At 70.3% G+C, this 19,262-nt stretch carries 21 protein-coding genes; 11 read left to right on the top strand and 10 right to left on the bottom strand.

Annotation, left to right across the window (positions count from 1 at the left end; translation table 11 throughout):
* From BLT28_RS17905 to BLT28_RS17885, 5 genes are read right to left on the bottom strand one after another with little or no spacing between them, the layout of a single operon-like run.
* Nucleotides 1-825 (bottom strand): carbohydrate ABC transporter permease, encoded by an 825-nt coding sequence (locus tag BLT28_RS17905; RefSeq protein ID WP_030429752.1) that lies wholly within the window; start codon nucleotides 823-825, stop codon nucleotides 1-3.
* Nucleotides 822-1,739: a carbohydrate ABC transporter permease gene (locus BLT28_RS17900; protein WP_030429751.1), complete on the bottom strand. Its 918-nt coding sequence runs from the start codon at nucleotides 1,737-1,739 to the stop codon at nucleotides 822-824. The genes BLT28_RS17905 and BLT28_RS17900 overlap by 4 nt, the downstream gene beginning before the upstream one ends.
* A 1-nt stretch (nucleotide 1,740) precedes the next feature.
* Entirely contained in the window at nucleotides 1,741-3,111 is a 1,371-nt protein-coding gene (ngcE, locus tag BLT28_RS17895; protein ID WP_197684049.1) for an N-acetylglucosamine/diacetylchitobiose ABC transporter substrate-binding protein, read from the bottom strand.
* 38 nt (nucleotides 3,112-3,149) lie between these two features.
* A complete protein-coding gene (locus BLT28_RS17890; protein ID WP_030429749.1) occupies nucleotides 3,150-3,920 on the bottom strand; it encodes a sugar isomerase domain-containing protein in 771 nt (256 codons plus the stop codon).
* Complete coding sequence (locus BLT28_RS17885; RefSeq protein ID WP_030429748.1) at nucleotides 3,917-4,831, bottom strand: MurR/RpiR family transcriptional regulator; 915 nt, start codon at nucleotides 4,829-4,831, stop codon at nucleotides 3,917-3,919. The genes BLT28_RS17890 and BLT28_RS17885 overlap by 4 nt, the downstream gene beginning before the upstream one ends.
* An 86-nt stretch (nucleotides 4,832-4,917) precedes the next feature.
* On the opposite strand from BLT28_RS17885, the gene BLT28_RS17880 reads away from it, so the two are divergent.
* Nucleotides 4,918-5,853: an N-acetylglucosamine kinase gene (locus BLT28_RS17880; RefSeq protein ID WP_052407345.1), complete on the top strand. Its 936-nt coding sequence runs from the start codon at nucleotides 4,918-4,920 to the stop codon at nucleotides 5,851-5,853.
* Here BLT28_RS17880 and BLT28_RS17875 read toward each other — a convergent pair.
* From BLT28_RS17875 to BLT28_RS17860, 4 genes are all read right to left on the bottom strand, one after another.
* A complete protein-coding gene (locus tag BLT28_RS17875; protein WP_030429746.1) occupies nucleotides 5,834-6,412 on the bottom strand; it encodes a Uma2 family endonuclease in 579 nt (192 codons plus the stop codon). The two genes, BLT28_RS17880 and BLT28_RS17875, sit on opposite strands and share 20 nt — an antisense overlap.
* Before the next feature lie 100 nt (nucleotides 6,413-6,512).
* Nucleotides 6,513-6,836, bottom strand: coding sequence for a hypothetical protein (locus BLT28_RS17870; protein ID WP_030429745.1), 324 nt, complete (start codon nucleotides 6,834-6,836; stop codon nucleotides 6,513-6,515).
* Nucleotides 6,837-6,877: 41 nt separating this feature from the next.
* Nucleotides 6,878-7,531: a response regulator gene (locus tag BLT28_RS17865; RefSeq protein WP_030429744.1), complete on the bottom strand. Its 654-nt coding sequence runs from the start codon at nucleotides 7,529-7,531 to the stop codon at nucleotides 6,878-6,880.
* Nucleotides 7,528-8,712 (bottom strand): sensor histidine kinase, encoded by a 1,185-nt coding sequence (locus BLT28_RS17860; RefSeq protein ID WP_052407344.1) that lies wholly within the window; start codon nucleotides 8,710-8,712, stop codon nucleotides 7,528-7,530. Before BLT28_RS17860 ends, BLT28_RS17865 begins: the two co-directional genes overlap by 4 nt.
* A 107-nt stretch (nucleotides 8,713-8,819) precedes the next feature.
* Here BLT28_RS17860 and BLT28_RS17855 point away from each other — a divergent pair, with 107 nt between their 5' ends.
* From BLT28_RS17855 to abc-f, 7 genes are all read left to right on the top strand, one after another.
* On the top strand, nucleotides 8,820-9,431 hold the full coding sequence (locus tag BLT28_RS17855; RefSeq protein ID WP_030429742.1) for a class I SAM-dependent methyltransferase: 612 nt from the start codon (nucleotides 8,820-8,822) through the stop codon (nucleotides 9,429-9,431).
* Nucleotides 9,415-10,026 (top strand): DedA family protein, encoded by a 612-nt coding sequence (locus BLT28_RS17850; RefSeq protein ID WP_052407343.1) that lies wholly within the window; start codon nucleotides 9,415-9,417, stop codon nucleotides 10,024-10,026. The genes BLT28_RS17855 and BLT28_RS17850 overlap by 17 nt, the downstream gene beginning before the upstream one ends.
* A 365-nt stretch (nucleotides 10,027-10,391) precedes the next feature.
* Nucleotides 10,392-10,586 (top strand): hypothetical protein, encoded by a 195-nt coding sequence (locus tag BLT28_RS17845; RefSeq protein WP_231950818.1) that lies wholly within the window; start codon nucleotides 10,392-10,394, stop codon nucleotides 10,584-10,586.
* On the top strand, nucleotides 10,579-11,193 hold the full coding sequence (locus tag BLT28_RS17840; protein ID WP_043811592.1) for a DUF6879 family protein: 615 nt from the start codon (nucleotides 10,579-10,581) through the stop codon (nucleotides 11,191-11,193). The genes BLT28_RS17845 and BLT28_RS17840 overlap by 8 nt, the downstream gene beginning before the upstream one ends.
* Nucleotides 11,194-11,208: 15 nt before the next feature.
* Nucleotides 11,209-13,599 carry an ATP-binding protein gene (locus BLT28_RS17835; protein WP_081900319.1) on the top strand — a complete coding sequence of 797 codons (2,391 nt, stop codon included), beginning with the start codon at nucleotides 11,209-11,211 and terminating at the stop codon, nucleotides 13,597-13,599.
* Nucleotides 13,600-13,606: 7 nt separating this feature from the next.
* Entirely contained in the window at nucleotides 13,607-14,458 is an 852-nt protein-coding gene (locus BLT28_RS17830) for a methionyl-tRNA formyltransferase (protein ID WP_030429737.1), read from the top strand.
* Nucleotides 14,459-14,652: 194 nt separating this feature from the next.
* A complete protein-coding gene (abc-f, locus tag BLT28_RS17825; RefSeq protein WP_030429736.1) occupies nucleotides 14,653-16,284 on the top strand; it encodes a ribosomal protection-like ABC-F family protein in 1,632 nt (543 codons plus the stop codon).
* Here the strand turns inward: abc-f and BLT28_RS17820 are convergent.
* The gene (locus BLT28_RS17820) at nucleotides 16,208-17,398 is read right to left on the bottom strand and encodes an MFS transporter (protein ID WP_231950817.1); all 1,191 of its coding nucleotides are present in this window, start codon (nucleotides 17,396-17,398) and stop codon (nucleotides 16,208-16,210) included. The two genes, abc-f and BLT28_RS17820, sit on opposite strands and share 77 nt — an antisense overlap.
* Before the next feature lie 81 nt (nucleotides 17,399-17,479).
* Here BLT28_RS17820 and BLT28_RS17815 point away from each other — a divergent pair, with 81 nt between their 5' ends.
* Genes BLT28_RS17815 through BLT28_RS17805 form a run of 3 tightly spaced genes read left to right on the top strand, consistent with a single transcriptional unit; the run spans nucleotide 17,480 to nucleotide 19,190 of the window.
* Nucleotides 17,480-17,833, top strand: coding sequence for a MerR family transcriptional regulator (locus BLT28_RS17815; RefSeq protein ID WP_030429734.1), 354 nt, complete (start codon nucleotides 17,480-17,482; stop codon nucleotides 17,831-17,833).
* A gap of 11 nt (nucleotides 17,834-17,844) precedes the next feature.
* Complete coding sequence (locus BLT28_RS17810) at nucleotides 17,845-18,705, top strand: metallophosphoesterase family protein (protein WP_030429733.1); 861 nt, start codon at nucleotides 17,845-17,847, stop codon at nucleotides 18,703-18,705.
* A gap of 20 nt (nucleotides 18,706-18,725) precedes the next feature.
* Nucleotides 18,726-19,190 (top strand): glutathione peroxidase, encoded by a 465-nt coding sequence (locus tag BLT28_RS17805; RefSeq protein WP_052407342.1) that lies wholly within the window; start codon nucleotides 18,726-18,728, stop codon nucleotides 19,188-19,190.
* The last annotated feature ends 72 nt before the right edge of the window (nucleotides 19,191-19,262 follow it).

Genomic DNA, 19,262 nt, shown 5'->3' with positions numbered 1-19,262 from the left:
CTACCGCACGGCGCCCGCGGTGAGGCCGGAGCGGATGCGGCGCTGGAACACCAGGTACACCACCAGGACCGGCAGCATCGCGATCGTCAGCCCGGCGAACAGGCCGCTGAAGTCGCCGCGGTAGCCCTGGCTCACCGACAGCGCCGCCAGGCCCTGCGCGAGCACGTAGTTCGCCGGGTCCGGGTTGAGCACGAGGGGCAGCAGGTACTGGTTCCACAGGCCGAGGAAGTTGAAGATCCCCACGCTGATCAGCCCCGGCTTGGCCATCGGCAGCATGACGCGGAAGAAGATCCCCGTGTGCGAGCAGCCGTCCAGCGCCGCCGACTCCGCCACCTCGTTGGGCAGGGTGCGGAAGAACCCGGTCAGGAAGAACACCGTGAACGGCAACGCGTACGCGGTGTAGACCAGGATCAGGCCGGGGTAGCTCCCCAGCAGCCCGAGCTGCTTGACGACGAAGAACAGCGGCACCAGGGCCAGGAACATCGGGAAGAGCATGCCGCTGACGAACAGGTAGTACAGGAACCTGTTGCCGGGGAAGGAGTACCGGGCCAGCGCGTAGGCGACGAGCGAGCCGAGGAGCATGGTCAGCAGCAGCGCTCCGCCGACCACGACCAGGCTGTTGAGGAAGTACTCGCCGATCGAGGCCTGCTCCCACGCCCGCGACCAGTTCTCCAGGTGCGGGCGGTCGGGCAGCGACCACGGGCTGGTCAGGATCTGCTCGTCGGTCTTGAGCGAGCTGATCACCGCCCACACCAACGGGAACGCGACCATCACCGCCCACGCCGCCATGAACAGGTGGATCGCGCCGTCACCGAGTCGCCTCATGCCATCTCCACCTTCGTGCGGCGGCCCGAGCGCATCGCCACCACGGCCAGCGTCAGGGTCAGGAAGAACAGTGCGACGCCCATCGCCGACGCGTAGCCGAACTGGCCGAAGGAGAAGGCGTTGCGGTACAGGCCGAGCCCGATCACCTCGGTGGCGCCGTCGGGACCGCCGGGGCCGACCGACAGGATCTGCACCAGCGCGAAGCCGTCCAGCGCCGCGATCCCCAGGTACACGAAGGCCGCGTTGACGTTGTCCCGCACCAGGGGCAGCGTGATGGAGCGGAACGTCGCGAAGCGCCCGGCGCCGTCCAGCCGCGCCGCCTCGAACAGCTCGCGGGGGATGGAGTCCATGGCCGCGCTGAACAGCACGACGTAGAACCCGACGGCCGACCAGATCATCACCGCCATCACCGCCCACAGCGCCACCGAACCGTCGGCGAGCCAGGTGCGGGTCAGCCCGTCCAGCCCCACCGCGGTCAGGAAACCGTTGAGCAGACCGTTGTTCGGGCTGTACACGAACTGCCAGAGCACCGCGATGATCGGCACCGACAGCAGCTGCGGGAAGAAGTAGACGATCTTGTAGACCTTCCCGCCGGCGACCCCGGAGACCTCGGCGCGCCCGCGCCGCCCGCCGAGGTTGAGCATGGACGCGAGGAACAGGGCGATGGCGATCGTGGCCAGCGGGACCACGATCAGCATCAGCGCGTTGTTGCCCAGCGCCGACAGGAACAGCGGGTCCTCGCCGAGCCGGGCGAAGTTGTCCAGGCCGACGAAGTTCGCCTGCCCCGCCACCCCCGTCCAGTCGGTCAACGACAGGTAGAACGCCTGCGCGTACGGCGAGAGCACGAAGATCACGTGCAGGGCCAGCGCAGGCAGGATCGCCATCGCCAGGAAGCGGTATCTGCCGTGCTTCACGTCAGCGCCGGTACTTGGTGATGTTGGGGTCCCTGGCGACCGCGTCCGCGGCGCGCTGCACGCGGTCGGCCCACTGCTGCGGGGTCAGCCGCCCGGTGAACAGCTCGCCCGTCGCGTCGTCCCACGCCTTCTTCAACGTGCCGTACCAGGTGCGGAAGCGGTAGCGGAACGCGTTGTCCCCGGCGGCGTTCACGGCAGCACGGACGGAGTCCGCACCGGACGACAGGCGCAGCCCCTCGGTCGCGCCCTTCACCGAGGGCAGCGCGCTGGCCAGCTCGGCGAAACGGCGCGCCTGCGGCACCGCGAACAGCGTGCGCAGGAAGTCCATCCCGCCCTGCCGGTTGCGGGCCTTCTCCGGCACGATGAAGCTCTGCGCACCGCCCGCGCGCACCGCGTTCGCGGGCATCTTGTCCGAAGTGGACAGTTGGGGTGGCGGCATCATCACCATCTGGAAGCTCTCCGGCGTGACGCCCTTCTGCTCGCTCTCCAGCCACGAGCCGCACGGCAGGAACGCCGCCTTGCCCTGCGACCACGCGGCCTGCGCCTCGGTGTGCGACAGGCCCTCCGAACCGGGCATGACGTAGCCCTTGCCCACCAGCTCGGCGAAGGCGGTGGCCGCGTTGACCATCGCCTCGTGCTTCCAGGCGTTGGGCTCCAGGTTGTCCACGGCGAGCAGCAGCTCGTTCCCGCCCGCCTTGAACGCCATCGACACCAGCAGATCGCCGACGTAGTCCGGGTACTTGCCCTGGTGCGTCCACGGCGCGATCCCGGACTTCTTGATCTCCCCGCAGAGCGTGAGCATCTGGTCCCAAGTCTTGGGATAGGACCACCCGCGCTCGGCGAACAACGTGCGGGAGTACCAGACGCCCCAGGCGGTGTAGACGAGGTTGAGCGCGCGGGGGCGCCCGTTGAACGTGCCGTCGTCGACCACGCCGGGCAGCAACGTGTCGCGCACCCGCACGGCCGGGTCGTGCAGCGAGGGCGAGTCCAGCAGTTCGGTGAGGTCGCTGACCTGGTTGGCCTTCACCAGCGTCGGCAGGTCCAGCGAGCCCGCGCCGGTGTTGTCCACGACGTCAGGCGGGGTGTCGGCGACGAAGCGCGGTTGCAGCGCCTCGCCGACCTTCTGGATGGCCTGGTGGTTGATCTTCGCCTGCGGGTGCCGCTGGTTGTAGGCGCGCTCCGCGTCGAGGGCGTACTGGTCGCCGTAGGCCCCCTTGAAGATCACCACCTCCAGGGGCGCGTCGAGGGCGACGCCGAGCGGGTTGTCCTTGGTGATCTGCCCGCGCAGCGCGGGGCCCTGGTCTCCGCCGCCCGCCGTCACACAGCCGGCGAGCAGGGGGGTCGCCGCCGCGGCCAACGCTCCGCGAAGCACTGAACGTCTCGTAGTCGGGTTCACAGGGTTTCCTCCGCTCAAGCGGTTCGACGGATGCGCCCGGCGTAGCGGTCCTCGATCACCTTGTTGTGCTCGCGTCCGCCGGGGATGTTGGCCGAGAGGTAGACCGGCAGTTCCGCGCCGTCGGCCAGCAGTCGCCGCACGACCTCGACGGTGATCTGCTGGGCCAGCAGCGCCGCGGTGATCGACGAGACCGCGCCGACGGCTCCCGCTGCGCCTGTTTCCCCTTGGCGGGGGAGGGGCAGCGCCGAGTCGCCGTACGGGGCACCGTTGTCCAGCACCACGTCGGCCAGCTCGGCCAGCTTGCGCCCGCTCGGGTGGTTGGACTCGACGAGGTCGGTGTGCTGCCGCGAGGTCAGCGCGATCACCTTGTGCCCCTTGGACTTCACGTGCAGGGCGAACTCCACGATCAGCCCGTTCACACCCGAGTTGGACGCGATCACGAACACGTCCTCCGCGCCGACCGGGGCCAGCTCGTAGAGCCGGTGCGCGACGGTCGGGTCCTTCTCCAGCAGCGGACCCTCCAGCACCGAGACGGGCTCGCCGCCGAAGAGGACCAGGTCCCGCAACGAGATCCGGTTCGAGGGCACCAGGCCGCCCGCGCGCCCGGCGATCTCCATGGCCAGCGCCTCGGAGTGCCCGCAGCCGAACGCCTGGACGACACCACCGGCGCGCACGCAGTCGGCGATCACGTCCGCGGCGGCGTGGATGTTGGGAAGCTGTTCGGTACCAACGGTCCTGACCAGATCAGTGATCACTTCGAGGTAACCCTGGGCAGAGACTGTCAACGGTGTTTCCCCTTCCGGATCGGATGTTCGGGAAGCCGGTGGGTCTGGACCGCGCGGGCGGTCAGCTCGAACGCCTCGTCGACGGCCGGGTGGCTGCGCTGCGCCACGGCGACGTAGACGAGGTCCAGCACGAGCAGCTGGGAGTGCAGGGCGGAGAGCGCGGCCAGCCGGAAGCTCGTCTCGTGCGTCTCGGTGGTCAGCACCAGCTCGGCGCTCTCGGCCAGCGGGGAGCGGGGGTAGGAGGTCACCGCGACCGTCATCGCGCCGTGCTCGGCCGCCTCGGACAGGAACTCGATCACCTCACGGGTGCGGCCGCTGTGCGAGACGCCGATGGCCAGGTCGCCGGGGCGCAGCAGCGCGGCACTGCTCAGCGCGGAGTGCGCCTCGGCCCGGTGCCAGCACGCCACCCGCAGCCGCTGCAACCGGAACACCAGCTCGGTGGTCGCCGCCGCGCTGCTGCCGACGCCGAAGACCTCCACCCGGCGGCCGGAGCCGATCGACTCGGCGATGCTGCTGGCGACCACCTCCACCGCGGTCAGGTCCAGCCGGTCGGCGGTCTCGCGGATCGCCTGGGTGTCGGCGTTGACGATCACCCCGAGCACCCGCTGCAACGGGTGGTCCGGCGCGATGTCGCGGTCGACGTCGATCTCCCAGCGCGCCTGCGCGGCCCGGCCGATCTCGGTGGCGATGGCCACCCGCAGGCCCGCGTAGCCGCGGAAACCGAGGGTGCGGCAGAACCGGGTCACGGTGGCGGGGGAGGTCCCGGAGCGCTCGGCGAGGTCGACGATCGTCGACTGCGCGGCCTCCTCCGGATCGCGCAGGATCAGCTCGGCGACGCGCTGCAGTGCCTCGGGCAGTCCGGGCAGCTCCGTGCGCAGCCGTGCGAGCAGTCCTTCGCCGTCGAGCGCCATCTACGTTGCTTCTTCCCTGATTAGCCGTCTTCGGTAAGAATTGTTGCCACAAGACGACGATGAGCGAAAGGGTGAACATAATTTTCATGCTTGTGCTCGGAGCGGACTGCGGCGGAAGCACCACCCGCGTGATCGCGGCGACCCTGGACGGGCGCGTCGCGGGCGTCGGCCGGGCCGGTCCCGGCAACCCCACCGGCGGCGACCCGGAGCGGGCGGCCGCCGAGCTGGGCAAGGCCGTCTCGCTCGCCCTGGAGGGGCTTGAACCCGCCCTGGTGCGCGCGGGCGTCGTCGGCATGGCCGGTTACAGCAGGCTCACCGATCCCGCGGTGCGGGCGGCCTACGACGCGGAGTGGGCGGCGGCCGGGCTGAACTGTCCACTATGGACATACGGGGACGCCCCGGTGGCGTTCGCTGCCGGAACCGCGCATCCCAGCGGCCGCGTGCTCATCGCGGGCACCGGGGCGGTGGCCGTCGAGATCCGCTCCCGTGCGGAGCTGCGCGCCGCGGACGGGCTCGGTTGGCTCATCGGCGACGAGGGCTCCGGATACTGGATCGGACGCGAGGCGATCCGGCACGCGGCGCGGGCGCTCAACGCGGGTGTCGAACCCGACCCGCTCGGGGCGCGCGTCCTCGACCACTTCGAGGCCGGCTCCCGCGAGGGCTTGCTGACCGCCGTCTACACCGCTTCCCGCGCCGAGATCGCCGCGCTCGCACCGGTCGTCTTCGACCTCGCCGACGCCGAAGCGTCGGCGTCCACTGTGGTCACGAGGGCCGCCGAGCGCCTGCTGTCGACGCTGGCGGAACTGGGCGAGGTACCCGGCCCGCTCGTGCTCGCCGGGGGCCTGCTGACCGAGGACACCCCGCTCCGCGCGGCGGTGCTGGCCCGGCTGTCGGAACCCGCCGTGACCGCCGCCGACACCGCGCGCGCGGCCGCGTGGCTGGCCCTGGTCGAACTCACCACCCCGGACCCCGTCGCGGCCGCCGACCTGCACCGCCGCATGATCACCGGCGACGCGGGATGAGACTGCTCAGCTCCACGTGGAGGGGGAAGGGGACCGGACGGTCGAGGACGTCCCGGGCGATGCACACCGGGACGTAGGTCTTCGTCGGTCCGTCGAGTTCGTAGACGTGGACCACCGGCGCCGTGTTCTCGTCCTCGACGATCCAGTAGTGCGGAATGCCCGCCTCGGCGTACTTGCGCAGCTTCACGGTCCGATCGCGATGGGCCGACTCCGCGGAGACGACCTCGACGACGAGAACGACGTCCTCGGGCGCGAACCAGGTGCGATCCAGTTCGAGCGGCGCCGTCGTGACGACGAGGTCCGGTTCGGGTCGATTCCGATCGTCCAACCGGATGGTCATCTCGCGCTCGACGCTGACTTCCTCCGGAGCCTGGGCGGTCAGCTCGTTGTTGAGCGCGGTGACGACGCGGCTGTGCCAGATCCGCTGGGGCGACATCATGAAGACGAGTGCTCCGTCGATCAGTTCCGTGTGGCGGGGAGCCTCGGGTAGGTGGTCCAGGTCGTCCGCATACCAGCCCTCGGCGCGAGGAGGGCGCATCCAGTCCGGCAGCACGGTCATACCGTCAACGGTAGCGAGTAATCGCTGGTACAGAAAGCGGTGGGGCCCGTAAGCGACCCCACCGCTGGAACTGACGACTGACTACGGAACCGTGTGCGCGCTACCCGGCCCGGTTGCGCAGGGCGATGGGCGCTCCCGCCAGGTCCTCTTCGTTGCACAGCAGCCTGACCTCGTAATACGGGACGCCTTCCCGGTCGTCGTAGTCGAGGTGGATGGCCATGACGTCAACGGGTTCACCCAGCCACTGCTGGGTCGCGCGTAGCCACGCCGCGGTGCGTTCCAATGCGCTCGGCAGGTCGTCGTCGCGGAACTCCACCGGCCGATAGGGGACGTCTCGAACCTGGTCCTGTGAGTGCGTGGGCTGGGGAAGATCCACCGCGACGCCCACTTCGTCCAGATCGAGCTGGATCCTTTCCTGGGTCACACCAGCAGCGTGTCCCAGTGCGGAGGCGACCGCAACCCCGACTAGCCGCCGGAGAGCCCGAGCTGCACGGCCAGGATGGCCAGTTGCACCCGGTTGGCCCGCCCCGTCTTGCCCATCAGGCCCGCGACGTGCGTTTTCACCGTGGTGACGCCCAGGTTCAGCCGCTCGGCGATCTCGGCGTTGGCCAGGCCGTCGCCGAGCAACGCCAGCACCTCGCGTTCCCGTTCGGTGATCCCCTCAGGCAGTTGCGGACCCGTCGCCCGGCGCGGCTGCCTGGCCCGCAGCGCCTGGTCGACCAGGCGGTCGAGCACCCTCGGGCTGAACGGGCTCTCCCCGGCCGCGGCCCGCCCGATGGCCGCCAGCAGTTCGGCGGGCTCGGCGTCCTTGGCCAGGAAACCGCAGGCCCCTGCCTCCAGGGCGGGGTAGAGGTGGTCGTCGTCGTCGAACGTGGTGAGCACCACGATCCGGGTGGCGGGCAGGTTGCGCAGGATGCGGCGGGAGGCCTCGATGCCGTCCAGCCGGGGCATCCGCAGGTCCATCAGCACGACGTCCGGCGTCAGCCGTTCGGCCAGCCGCACCGCCTGCTCCCCGTCCCCGGCCTCCCCGACGACCTCGATCAGCTCCTCGGTGTCGCAGAGCATGCGCAGCCCCGCGCGCACCAGCGGCTGGTCGTCCACCAGCAGCACCCTGATCATCCGCGCTCCTCACCGCTGTTCTCCGGCAGCACGGCGGTCACCCGCCACCCGCCCCCGGGGGCCGGGCCCGCCAGCAGCGAACCGCCCAGCAGCTCCACCCGCTCCCGCATGCCCACCAACCCGTGCCCACCGGGGACCTGCAGTCCGCTGGTGTCCGCGTACCCGCCGTTGTCGGCGACCTCGACGACCACCGCCTCGGCCTCGGTGAGCGAGACCTTCAGCCGCGCGGCCGCGCCCCCGCCCGCGTGCTTGAGCGAGTTGGTCAGGGCCTCCTGGGCGATCCGCAGCACCGCCAACCGCCGCACGGAGTCCAATGTGGACAGTCCGGGGCCGAACTCCGCCGTCACCGTCAGCCCGGCCTGCCGGGTGCGCCGCACCAGGTCGTTGAGCGACTCGATCAGCTCGGCCGGATCGGGCAGCGGCGAGACCGGTCCCCGCTCGGGATCGCGCAGCACGCTGACCAGGCGGCGCAGGTCCTCCAGTGCGGTGGTCGCGGTGGTGTGCACGTCGTCGAGCACCGCGCGGATGCGGGGATCGGTGTCGGCGGCGACGTGCCGGGCGACGCCGACCCGCAGCACGATCGAGGCGACGTGGTGGGCGACGAGGTCGTGCAGCTCCCGCGAGATCGCCGCGCGCTCGCTCGCCGTCGCCTGCCGCCGCTCCAGCTCGGAGCGCAACACGGTCTCCTGCATCCGTTGTTCGGCCTGGGACGCGGCGTCGCGCAGGGCCCGCTGGTGCAGGCCGAGCAGCACCGGCGCGGCGACGATGCACGCGCCCACCGGCATCAACGGCGCCGGGGCCCGGTCGAACGGCACGTCCACCAGGTTCAGCACGGTGGCCACCGTCGCCCCCACGGTCCCGACGATCAGCTCCCGCCCCGGCCGTTCGGTCAGCCCGAACAGGTTGATCAGCAACGCGAGCTGGACGACCTCGCTGCCCGCGGCGAACTCCTGGTCGACGGCGATCAGCAGCGCCACCTGGAGGAGCACCGCCACCAGGGACAACCGTCCCGAGTAGAGCGCGAGCGCGGCCGAGGCCAGGACCATCGCCCACTCGTACTCCTCTGTGCTGCGCCACCACGCCAGCGGGACCAGCAGACCGGGGACCAGGTAGAGCAGGGCCAGCAGCGCGGGCACGACCCTGACCAGTCGCCGCAGCCCGGTTCCCGCCCGCACTTTCACCCTGAGAACGGTAGGCCGCGCGAGTCGGGGTCGCCTCCTGCCGAAGGAGGAGCGGGTCCGGCTCGGAGGTCGAGGCGGCGGGGCGCGGTCCCGGCGAAGGTGGAGCCATGTCCGCCAAGCACAGCGAACTGCTGCCGTTCCTCCAGGCCGCGGTGCGCAATCCGAACGTCATCGGCGCCATCGCGCCCAGCTCTCCCCGGCTCGCCGAACGGCTGGCCGAGGTGGTGCCCAGCACCGGGACACCGACAGTGGTCGAGCTGGGGCCGGGCACCGGAGTGGTCAGCTCGGCCATCGCCGACCGCCTGCCCGCGGCGGGCAGGCACATCGCGGTGGAGCTGGACGAGGACATGATCCGCCTGCTCGCGCGGAATCGGCCGGATCTGGAACTGGTGCACGGCGACGCCGCGCGACTGGGCGATCTGCTCGCCGCCCGTGGACTGGACAAAGTGGACACTGTGGTGAGCGGCCTGCCGTGGACGCTTTTCCCGCCCGCGCAACAGTTGCGCATCCTCGGCCAGATCGTGAAGGTGCTCACACCGGACGGCGCGTTCACCACGTTCAGCTACCTCAACGCGTATCCGATGGCGGGAGCGAGGCGGTTCCGCCGGATGCTTCGAGGTAGTTTCGACGAAGTGCTCATCACCCGGACCGTGTGGCGCAACCTGATGCCCGCGCTGACCTACGTTTGCCGAAGGCCCCGCCATGACCGTCTTGCGTGACACCCTGGCCGGCCTGCCGCCCTCGCTGGTCCACCTGGTCTTCGGGGTGCTCGTGACGCTGGAGGCGGCGATCGTGCTCGGCGTCGTGCTGCCCGGGGTCAGCGGCCTGCTGCTGTTCGGTTTCCTGGCCTACGTCGGCAACGTCAGCCTGGTCGCCGCGGGCTGCGTCGCCGCGGTCGGCGCCGCGCTGGGGACCACGCTCGCCTACGCGTCCGGCCGCAGGCTCAGCCGGGCCGACGGCCTGCCGGACAGCCGGATCGTGCGCCGCATCGGCGCGGAGCGCTGGCACCGCACGGAGAACCTGCTCGACCGGTTCGGCGGCCGGGCCGTCCTCTTGGGACAGTGGGTGGTCGGCATCCGCACCCTGATGCCCCGCTTCGCCGCCATGGCCGGGCTGTCCTACCGCCGGTTCGCGTCCTGGAGCGTGCCCGTGTCGCTGCTGTGGGGATCGACCTGGGTGGTGGTCGGCTGGACCGCGGGCAGCGCCTACGAGCGCGTCGCGTCCATCGCGGGCTGGGTGAGCCTGGTCCTGCTCGCGCTCGCCGCCGCGGTGCTCGCCGTCGTGCTGCACCGCCGCCGAGTGGCCGCGGCCTGATCAGACGGTTCCGATTGGCGCAAGGCGGTTGCCTGAAAGGCTTTCTGGCACTTCTCTAGTCTTTACTGCGGGTGTCGGCAAGACGAATCCGGTATTCGTCACCACGGCGTAGGTGCCCTGCATCCTCTGGTCTCTTGTGGAAAGATTGTCACGAACTGTTCCTTGCGCCCGTGGCAAGCTGGCGGGGATGGGTGAATGGCTGGTCCGTGCGGTGGACTGGCCTGCTCTGCTCAAGATCGACATGCTAAGATCAATTTTCTGACATGTCGTTGCGCGTGCGGGGGGCCGTCATGTTTCGTAGATGGGAAGCCAATAGTTCCGCCTCGTTCAAGCGTCGGTTGGGGAAATCCGCTCTGGAGTTGGGGATGACCGACAACAACCCGACGTGCCCCGATCTCTGGGAGCTGGACAACGGCGACATCGCGGTCATCGGCAGGGATCTCACCGCCGAGTACGCCTCGCGCCTGCCGGTGGACGTGAGCATCGGGACGGACGAGCGCCTCGTCGTGCTGCCCCGCCAGATGCTGATAGCCGCGAAGGACGACATCCCCAATGAGTGAACCGCTACCGCGCAGGCCGACCGGTTCCCGGCTGTCGCCGGAGGACTACCTCGAGGACTTCTACCCGAGGTTCTGGGCGATCGACCGCCACGACTTCTGGAAGCTGGAACGCATCCAGTCCTTCCGCGAGTCCGGCAGCGCGAGCTGGGACGCGTTCACCCGCGGGGACTGGGAGGAGTCGCTCGCCCTGATCCGGGCGCGGCGGGACGACCTCCGCGAGTACTACGACCGCGTTGCCCGCAGTGGATTCGTGACCTATCGGGTCCGGGTCGTCGAGGAAGAGATATCGCCCTATCTGCAATGGCAGCTGCACTCTCTGGTGCAACGCAACCAGCTCGGTGAGCGGATACGCATCGTAGGCGGGCGGCACGTGTCAAGATTTGAGCCGCGAGGCATTTTGCCGGAAATTGTGACGGTCGGTTCGTCGGCCGTTTACGAAGTGCTCTACGACGATAGTGGTTCCCTTTCTGGAGCTATTCTTTCCGAGCGGTCCTCGGACGTGGAATCCTGGCGGGATTTCATTCGGGGCCTGTACGAGGTCGGCGAGGACGTCGAAGCCTTTTTCGCTCGAAGGGTCGCGCCACTGGATCCGCCGCGGGTCGCCTGACGGATCGGGGCGACGATGGCGAAGGAGAAATCCGGGAGCGGAGCTCCGGACGGGCGTTGGGAGACGACCGAGTCCGAGCTGTCCGGCCGGGCCCAGGACGTCGTTCAGGCGCGTGATATCAGTGGTGGAGTCCACTTCCACGGCAGCGCCGCCCGTACTCCCGCCGTGCCGAGGCAGCTGCCCGGGGATGTGCGCGGGTTCGTGAACCGTTCCGCCGACCTCGACCGGCTCGACCTCATCCTGGCCACGGAGACGGAGTCGCGGCTCTCCCCGGTCTGCGTGATCGTCGGCACGGCGGGCGTCGGCAAGACCTCCTTCGCCGTGCACTGGGCGCACAAGGTGCTCGACCGCTTCCCCGACGGACAGCTCTACGTCAACCTCCGCGGCTACGATCCCGGGCGGCCGATCTCGGCGGAACAGGCCTTGGAACGGTTCCTCGCCGCGCTGGAGGTGCCGCGCGCGGCGATCCCCACGGACCTGGAGGCGCGGGCGGGCATCTACCGGTCGCAGCTGGCGGGCAGGCGGATGCTGGTCGTGCTGGACAACGCCTCCAGCGTTGGCCAGGTCCGCCCGTTGCTGCCCGGATCGCCGGGCTGCCTGGTGCTGGTGACCAGCCGCAGCAGGTTGTCCGGGTTGGTGGCTCGGGAGGGGGCCCGACGGCTGTCGCTGGACATGCTGGACGAGCCCGAGGCGATCGCCCTGATCCGCGGTCTGGTCGGCGATTACCGGCCGGAGGACGACCTGGCCGAGGTGGCGGAGCTGGCTCAGTTGTGCGCCCGGCTGCCGCTGGCGCTGCGCATCGCCGCGGAGCGTGCCGCTTGCCGGCCGCGGATGCCGCTGCGGGAACTGATCGCCGACCTGCGGGACGAGTCGGCGCTGTGGGACGCGCTGACGACGGGCGACGACGAGGAGTCCGACGCCGTCCGCTCGGTGTTCGCCTGGTCCTACCGAGCGCTGACCGAGGACGCCGGCCGGTTGTTCCGGCTCCTGGGCCTGCACCCAGGACCGGACTTCGGGGCCGAGGTCGCCGCCGAGTTGGCCGGGATCCCGGTCAGCAGGGCCCGCCGCCTGCTCGACGACCTGGCCGGGGCACACCTGCTCGAGCAGTTGTCGGCGCGCCGGTACCAGTTCCACGATCTGCTGCGTGCCTACGCGATCGACCAGGTCCGCCTGGAGGAGAGCCCCGAGGCGCGACAGGAGGCGCTGCGCAGGGCGTTGCTCTGGTACCTCCGGCGAGCCGCTGCGATGGTGCGAGCGGTGGCCCCGCGGACGGCGTCCGTGCCGTTGGCCGGAGACGACGAGTCGTTCTCCGACCACGCCACCGCCATGGTGTGGTACGAGCAGGAACGGCCGAACCTCCTGGCAGCCGTGCGGGGCGCGGCGGAGGCCCAGTTCTCCGACATCGCCTGGCAGCTCGCCACGTGTCTGCACCGTGTGTACGCCCGGCTGAACCACTTCGACGACTGGCGCGTCACCGGTGACATCGCCCTGCCCGCGGTGCGGGCGGTGGGCGGACCGGCGGACGAGGCGATGGTCCTGGAGAGCGTCGCCAAGATGCACACCCAGTCGGGATCGTTGCCGGAGGGTGTCCGCTTCCACCGCGCGGCGCTCGACATCCGCCGCGCCACCGCAGACGTGGCCGGGGAGATCGCATCGCTGAACGGGATCGGCCTCGCCGTGCTCCGCGCGCATCGCCTCGCCGAGGCCAGAGCGCATTTCGAACAGACGCTGGAACTCGCGGTGCGGTTCGGAGATCGCGAGTGGGAGGGCATCGCCGCGAACAACCTTGCTTACGCGTTGGCGGAACTGGAGGACTACGAGGCGGCCAAGGCCGCGCACCAGCGCGCCTTGGCGATTTACCGGGAACTGGGCGACCGTGGCGCGGAAGGCGATGCCTTGCGGTGCGCGAGTCAGATCCTGCGTGGTGCCGGCAATCCCGCAGAAGCGCTCTTCGCGATCGAGACCGCACTGGGAATCGCTCAGGAGTTCGACAACCGGGCGTGGGAAGCGTGGTGGTTGGTCGAGTTCGGCCGGGTGCAGGTCGCGCTGGGGCGAGTGGACGACGCGATCGACTCCTACCACCGCGCCGCCGTGGCGCAACGGCGGATCGGCGATCGCGGGCGCGAGGCCGTCGCACTCGACGCGACCGGTGAGGCGTATCGCCTGCGGGGACAACACAAAGAGGCCATCGACTTCCATCTCCGAGCCTCGGCTGTGTTCCGGGAACTCGGTGATCATTGGGCATTGGCCGGTGCGCTGGTCAATCTCGCCGACGCCGTGGCGGAGAGCGGTGATCCGGCGGCGGCCGACGAACACGCGCGCTCCGCGCTCACTGCGCTGGACGACTTCACCGATCCCGCAGCCCGGCGTCTGCGCGAACGGTCCCGAGCCCGGATCTCGGGCTGAGGACGCCGTGGGGCTCCGCGTCGCGCTCGTGTCCTTTCGGGCGGACCTCTTCGTCTCGCTCCAGGCGGGATGTCGTGCTGCCGGACACGAGATCGTGCTGTGCGCGGTCGGGAGGTCGAGCCGGCCGGGTGGGCGCGCCACTGCCGGGATCGGAGCGAAGGTCTCCGACGTCGTGCCGGTGATGCCGACCGGGGTCGACCTGCTGCTGCCCGGCGATGTGGACGGTCTGGTGAACGCGCTGCGCGGCTACCGAGTGGACGTCGTTGTGGTGTGCGGGTTCTCCTGGCGCGTCCCGACGATCGCGCTGGCCGCCGCGGGCCTCGGCTTCATCAACATCCACGCGTCGCTGCTCCCTCGGTACCGGGGGCCCGCGCCCGTGCAGTGGGCGCTGCGCAACGGCGATCCCGACATCGGCCTCACCGCGCACTGGATGGACGAACGGATCGACACCGGGAACGTCATCGTTCAACGCGGGGGTATCCCGCTGCCGGAGTACGTGACGTTCGACGGGTTGTGGCCGATGCTCGGACCGGAGATCGAGCGCTTGGTCGCTGACGCCCTGGACCGCGCGGCGAGCGGGTCCCGGGGAGAACCGCAGGACGAGTCGCAGGCGACCTACGCGGGCGCGTTGGAAGAGGCTTACTCCTACATCGACTGGTCCCGGCCCGCGCGCTCGGTCCACAACCAGGTTCGGACCTTCTACTTCGGCGCTGGCATTGCCGGCCCCTTCGCGGAACTGGACGGCAGGTGGGTTCGCGTGGTGCGGACCCGGCTCGAACCAGGACCCGGCGTCCGCGTCCAGTGCGCGGACGAACCGATCTGGATCACGGAGGCTGAGCCCGCCGCTCCTCCGCGGTGAAAAACCCGTGCGCGCCTCCCCGGGCGGTTGTACTGTGGTCGGCGACATCGCCTACCCAGGGAGGCCCCGCGCTGTGCTCCTGAGCGACGACGACATCTCCGAGTGATACCGACCGGCCCTCGTCGGCCCGTCACCTCACTCCTCGTCCCGTCCTCCTCGGCCGCATCCGGCTGTGATCACAAGCGCGGTGAACCATGTCTCATCCTTCCCTTTCGTGCACCTCCCTGTCCTTCGCGTGGCCGGACGACACCCCGGTCTTCTCCGGGCTGACCCTGGCGATCGGGCCCGGCCGCACCGGGCTCGTCGCCCCCAACGGGGCCGGCAAGAGCACGCTGCTGCGGCTGCTCGTCGGTGACCTGAAGCCGACCGCGGGATCTGTCGGCGTCGACGGTGAACTCGGCTACCTGCCGCAGACGCTGGCCCTGACCTTGGACGACACCGTCGACGAGGTGCTGGGCATCGCACCGGTCCGCGCGGCCATCGCGGCGATCGAGTCGGGGGACGCCTCCGAGGAGAACTTCGCGATCGTCGGCACCGACTGGGACGTCGAGGAGCGGGCGCGTGCGGTGCTCGACCGGCTCGGCCTCGCCGACGTCGGCCTCGACCGTCCACTTCGGACTCTCAGCGGCGGGCAGATCATCTCGCTCGGCCTGGCCGCGCAGCTGGTGAAGCAGCCGGACGTGCTGGTGCTCGACGAGCCGACCAACAACCTCGATCTCGAAGCGCGCGAACGGTTGTACGCCGTCGTCGAGTCGTGGAAGGGCTGTCTGCTGGTGGTCAGCCACGACCGTGCGCTGCTGGACCGGATGGACCAGATCGTCGAGTTGGTCGGCGACGAGGTCCGTGTGTACGGAGGCAACTTCACCGAGTACACCGAAGCCGTTGAACGCGAACAGGAAGCGGCCGAGCGCGCGGTCCGGACGGCCGAGCAGGAGGTGAAGCGGCAGAAGCGCGAGGCCCAGGAAGCCAAGGAGCGCGCGGCGAAGCGGGCGGGCAACGCCAAGAAGAACCTGTCCAACCTGAGCCTGCCGAAGATCATCGCCAATCAGCGCAAGAGCTACGCGGAGGAGTCGGCGGCCAAGGCCAACGACATGCACGCGCAGCGCCTTGAGGACGCGAAGACCAAGCTGGAGCAGGCGAACCAGGACATCCGGCAGAAGTCGAAGATCGCGATCTCGTTGCCGGACACCGAGGTTCCCGCCGGGCGCACGGTGCTCGTCGCCGAGGGGGTCAACGCCTCCTACGGTGCCGCGCCCGTGTTCGCCGGGCCGGTGGACCTGGCGATCCGCGGCCCTGAACGGATCGCGCTGATCGGCGGGAACGGCTCGGGCAAGTCCACGCTGCTGCGGATGCTGGACGGGCGGCTCGAACCGTCCACCGGCACCGTGCGCAGGAACGCGGGCCGGACCGCGTTCCTGTCGCAGCGCCTGGACACCCTCGACCAGAACCGGACGATCTGGGAGAACCTGAAGGCGGCGGCGCCGGAGCGCCCGGAGACCGAGCTGCGCCACCGGTTGGCGCAGTTCCTCTTCCGCGGGGACAGCGTGCACCGCCCGGTCGGAGTGCTCTCCGGCGGGGAGCGGCTGAGAGCGACGCTGGTGTGCGTGCTCTCGGCCGATCCCGCGCCGCAGCTGCTGTTGCTGGACGAGCCGACCAACAACCTGGACCTGGTGAGCGTGGGGCAGTTGGAGAACGCGCTCGACGCCTACCGGGGCGCGTTCGTGGTCGTCAGCCACGACCTGGACTTCCTCAGGGCGATCCGGGTGAACCGATGGCTGCGGGTGCGCGATGGCGAGCTGGCCGAGACGAGCGGACCAGAGAGCTGATCACCAGTGCCACCGCGGCGCCCGCCAGCGCGGGCGCCGCGGCCACGCCCGGCACCAGGTCCAGGCCGAGCCCGCCGCCGATCACCGCGCCGCCCAGCAGCGGTCCGAAGGCCGCCGCCACGTTGAACGCGGAGATGTTCACCGAGGCGACCAGTCCGGCGGCGCGGCCCGCCTGGCCCATCAGCCAGGTGTGCAACAGCGGACCGGTGGCGAACGCGCTGGCGCCCAGCAGGAACAGCGCGAGCACCGCGGTGACCGCGTTGTGCATCAAGAACCCTTGTGCCACGAGCAGAACTGTCAGCACGGCGATCGGGATCGGCAGCACCCGCGGGATCGCGGCGGGCTGGACCCGTCCGGCGAGGTTGCTGCCGACGACCGTGCCGAGCCCGTAGACCAGCAGGATCGCGGTGACCCAGCCCGGGCTGAGGCCGGTGACCTCGCGCAGGGTCGGCGTGACGTAGGTGAAGGCGGTGATCATGCCGGTGAAGGTCAGGACCGTGGTGAGCAGGCCGAGCAGGACCGTCGGCTTGGCGAAGGCGAACATGCTCTCGCGCACGCTCGGCTCCGGCTCGTGCGCAACGCGCGGGCAGGCGACGAGCACGCCGATCAGGCCGATCACGGTCAGCGCGGTGACGAGCACGAAGGACGCGCGCCAGCCGTAGGCCTGGCCGACGAGCGTTCCGACCGGCACACCGAGCACAGTGGACAGCGCGATTCCGTTGACCACCTTGGCGACCGCGGCGGTCTGCCGCTCCGGTGGGACTGAGGCGATGGCCACCTGCGAGGCGACCGACAGGAACAGGCCCTGGGCGAGCGCTGCGAGCATGCGCGCACCCATGAGCAGCGTGTAGTCGGCGGCGAGCGCCGAGAGGACGGCGGCGACCGTGCCGAGCGCCATCACGGCGATCAGCAGCGGGCGGCGGGGGAGCCGTCCGGTGAGCACGGTGAGGACCGGCCCGCCGAGCGCGACCGCGACGGCGTAGGCGGTCACCAGCATCCCGGCGACGGGCAGGGAGACGGAGAGGTCGGCGGCGACCTCGGGCAGCACTCCGACGATGACGAACTCGGAGGTGCCGACCGAGAAGGCGCACAGCATCAGGACTAGGGCGATCACGAGGACCGACGCTAAAGTCTCACATGGATGTGAGGGTCAACCGCCGGTGATGTTCGCCGCGGCCGGGAATACGGGGGTGGAATGAGGATCGGCGAGCTGAGCAGGCGGACCGGGGTCAGCATCCGCATGCTGCGCTACTACGACGAACAGGGGCTGCTCAGCGCCACGCGCACGGGCGGCGGCTACCGCGAGTACGACGAGAACGCGGTGGACCGGGTCCGGTGCATCCGCCGCCTGCACTCCTCCGCCCTGCCCACACCGGTGGTGCGCCAGGTGCTCTCGACGCTGTGCGGCGATCCGGAGGCCACGGGGCCGCTGCTGGGTGTGCTGGAGCGCGAGCTGGCCGGGCTCGACGAGCGCATCGACCGCCTCACCGCGAGCCGGTCACATTTGGTGGGTCTCATCGAGGACGTTCGTGTCAGGACGCGCGGGTAATGTCGGCGTCCATGCAGCCACAGTCCACCGGGCCCAACCTGCTCGCCGTCGCCGACCTGCACATGGATCGCGAGGCGAACCGGAAGGTCCTGCACGACATCCGCCCCGAGACCGATGGCGACTGGCTCATCGTCGCGGGCGACGTCGCCGACCTGGTCGAGGACGTGGAGTACGCGCTGCGGCTGCTGCGCGAGCGCTTCGCCAAGGTGATCTGGGTGCCGGGCAACCACGAGCTGTGGACGCTGCCCAAGGACTCCGTGCAGCTCAAGGGCGAACCGCGCTACCGGCACCTGGTCGAGCTGTGCCGGAGCCTGGACGTGGTCACCCCCGAGGACGAGTACCCGGTGTGGGACGCGGGCACGGAGAAGCTGGTGCTGGCACCGCTGTTCGTGCTCTACGACTACACGCTGCGCAACGAGAACGAGACGAAGCAGCAGGCGCTCGAACGCGCCCATGAGGCCGGGGTGGTCTGCACCGACGAGGTGTTCCTGCACGCCAACCCCTATCCCGGCCGCGACGCCTGGTGCCGGGCGCGGGTGGCCTACACCAAGCGCCGCCTCGACGCGATCCCCGAGGACATGCGCACCGTGCTGATCTCGCACTGGCCGCTGCACCCGGGGCCGACGAAACGGCTGTACTGGCCGGAGTTCGCGCTGTGGTGCGGCACCAGGCTGACCGAGGACTGGCACACCCGCTACCGCGCCGCCGTCGCGGTCTACGGCCACCTGCACATCCCGATCACCGACATCTACGACGGCGTCCGCTTCGAAGAGGTCTCGCTCGGCTATCCGCGCGAGTGGCAACCCCGTGGCCTGCCACGGGGAGTACTGCGCAAGGTGCTGCCGGAACCCGCCGTGCTGCACCGAGTCTGAACGTTCGAGGAGAGTTCGCGTTGCTTTCTCTTGATGGCGTCACCGCCCCGCACGAGCTGACCGGCGGCAAGGCCGCGCTCGTGGTGAACGTCGCCTCCCGCTGCGGTCTGACCCCGCAGTACACCGCGCTGGAGGAGCTGCAGCGCGAGTACGGCGACCGCGGCTTCACGGTGGTCGGCGTGCCGTGCAACCAGTTCGCCGGCCAGGAGCCGGGCACGCAGGAGGAGATCGAGTCGTTCTGCTCGACAACCTACGGCGTCACCTTCCCGCTGACCTCGAAGATCGAGGTGAACGGCCCCGGCCGCCACCCCCTCTACGCCGCGCTGACGGCCCACCCCGACGCCTCCGGCGAGGCGGGCGACGTCCAGTGGAACTTCGAGAAGTTCCTCCTCGCCCCGGACGGCAAGGTCGTGGCCCGCTTCCGCCCCACCACCGATCCCAAGGCCCCCGAGGTCGTCGCCGCCATCGAGTCCGTCCTCGGGTAGTTCCCCCGTCTTTCGAATGCACCCGACCCCCGTCCGAACTGTCGTCGACGACGGCGAACCCGGGCGGGGGTC

This window comes from Allokutzneria albata (assembly GCF_900103775.1).
GTDB lineage: Bacteria > Actinomycetota > Actinomycetes > Mycobacteriales > Pseudonocardiaceae > Allokutzneria > Allokutzneria albata.
Note: the sequence above shows the minus strand (reverse complement) of the source record. Positions and strands in the feature narration are given on the sequence as shown.

Excerpts from the sequence above, each read along its gene's own strand:
- BLT28_RS17905 (WP_030429752.1), bottom strand. The coding sequence starts at position 825 with ATGAGGCGACTCGGTGACGGCGCGATCCACCTGTTCATGGCGGCGTGG.
- BLT28_RS17885 (WP_030429748.1), bottom strand. The coding sequence starts at position 4,831 with ATGGCGCTCGACGGCGAAGGACTGCTCGCACGGCTGCGCACGGAGCTG.
- BLT28_RS17880 (WP_052407345.1), top strand. The coding sequence starts at position 4,918 with ATGCTTGTGCTCGGAGCGGACTGCGGCGGAAGCACCACCCGCGTGATC.
- BLT28_RS17875 (WP_030429746.1), bottom strand. The coding sequence starts at position 6,412 with ATGACCGTGCTGCCGGACTGGATGCGCCCTCCTCGCGCCGAGGGCTGG.
- BLT28_RS17865 (WP_030429744.1), bottom strand. The coding sequence starts at position 7,531 with ATGATCAGGGTGCTGCTGGTGGACGACCAGCCGCTGGTGCGCGCGGGG.
- BLT28_RS17855 (WP_030429742.1), top strand. The coding sequence starts at position 8,820 with ATGTCCGCCAAGCACAGCGAACTGCTGCCGTTCCTCCAGGCCGCGGTG.
- BLT28_RS17850 (WP_052407343.1), top strand. The coding sequence starts at position 9,415 with ATGACCGTCTTGCGTGACACCCTGGCCGGCCTGCCGCCCTCGCTGGTC.
- BLT28_RS17845 (WP_231950818.1), top strand. The coding sequence starts at position 10,392 with ATGACCGACAACAACCCGACGTGCCCCGATCTCTGGGAGCTGGACAAC.
- BLT28_RS17840 (WP_043811592.1), top strand. The coding sequence starts at position 10,579 with ATGAGTGAACCGCTACCGCGCAGGCCGACCGGTTCCCGGCTGTCGCCG.
- BLT28_RS17835 (WP_081900319.1), top strand. The coding sequence starts at position 11,209 with ATGGCGAAGGAGAAATCCGGGAGCGGAGCTCCGGACGGGCGTTGGGAG.
- abc-f (WP_030429736.1), top strand. The coding sequence starts at position 14,653 with ATGTCTCATCCTTCCCTTTCGTGCACCTCCCTGTCCTTCGCGTGGCCG.
- BLT28_RS17815 (WP_030429734.1), top strand. The coding sequence starts at position 17,480 with ATGAGGATCGGCGAGCTGAGCAGGCGGACCGGGGTCAGCATCCGCATG.
- BLT28_RS17810 (WP_030429733.1), top strand. The coding sequence starts at position 17,845 with ATGCAGCCACAGTCCACCGGGCCCAACCTGCTCGCCGTCGCCGACCTG.